The 1,263-nt window shown below is 32.8% G+C and carries 2 protein-coding genes; both read right to left on the reverse strand.

Annotated elements, in window-relative coordinates; genetic code table 11:
* Nucleotides 1-329: TlpA disulfide reductase family protein (locus IM797_RS28125; protein WP_194130554.1), on the reverse strand; the 329-nt coding region annotated here is incomplete at its 3' end.
* 7 nt (nt 330-336) lie between these two features.
* The coding region (locus IM797_RS28130) for a hypothetical protein (protein WP_194130555.1) at nt 337-1,263 on the reverse strand (927 nt) is incomplete at its 5' end.

Raw genomic sequence — 1,263 nt, forward strand, 5'->3', positions numbered from 1 at the left:
TTTTTAAAATAACTCTGAATTTCAGGAAGTTCATTACGAGTAACTGGAATTATTGCAATTTTACGCCCAAATTCCTTTTGCAAAGAATCCATTCCAGGAAGCTCTTTTACACAAGGAGAACAGTGGGTATTCCAGAAATCAAGAATAACGAGTTTACCCCTGAAGTCAGAAAACTTAGCTGTTTTTGATTTGTAATTCATTAATTTACCTATCGACATTTCAGCAGGAACAATATCATTTTTGATAAGCTTTGTAATTTTACTTTGAGCAAATAAAGCTTGTGCTATTACAACCTGGGCAATAAACACAACTAAAAATCTATTTTTCATTTTATTTTCAGAGGTTTTTCTCTTTTCTAAACACCATGACTTCAACTTCCCTGTCTTCGATTTTAATATCGAGCCCATTGCGATTAAAGGAAGCCCTCCACTCATTTAAATCTACCTTATTAACAAACGCTTTAGCTTTATTAGCAAGAAAATCCAAATTCAAATCACTAAGCGATATTTTTTCCTTATTATACCCCGTTTCGTTAAAAACTGGCGGCATCATTACATGATGATTATACATGCACCACGAAATAAATTGATCAAAGGTCACATTCTTCACCTTTTCAAGTCGGTCTTTAGTTAAATTATCATGAAACTCAACAAACCGTTCCTGGTCGTTTATAGGTGATTTTGATAGAAAAGATAAAGAGTTATCCTTTTTTATGATTATCCATGACTTCACCTTTCGTTTTTCTATTTTTCCCTTATAGGGTGAAAAGCTATTTAGGCTTTCCAGCATGTATTTATGAAAAAAAATACTGTCAGATTTAATACCTGGATATGGTACTTTAAGATCATAATCATAGTAAGTTCCGGCTAACCATTTGATAAGTGAATCCTGAGGATTTTCTCTTTCCTCGTAATAATTTGTAGGAGAAATTTCTTTGCCATTAATTTCTATAAAAAACCAATTTGGGTTCGCTAATGCTGTTCTATATTTACCAGACTCATAACGATTACTTCCCATTGACAAAATATAATTATATAGCCATAAAAAATCCATTGACCTGAACGAGTAAGATTTACGAGAAATAATTTTTCCAGACGAATCCCTATAATAAGATGACTCTGGTTGACCTATACCTTTGGTTTTTCGGAGCAAAGAGTAACCTAAAAATTCATCCGCTTTTGTGTTATTTTGTTCAACCATAGGTGCTTTTGTATCCCAATCGATGCGCTCCTTTACATTTAGTTTTCCAGTTTTTAAGTACTC

It is taken from the genome of Pedobacter sp. MC2016-24, assembly GCF_015223055.1.
Classification (GTDB): Bacteria; Bacteroidota; Bacteroidia; order Sphingobacteriales; family Sphingobacteriaceae; genus Pedobacter.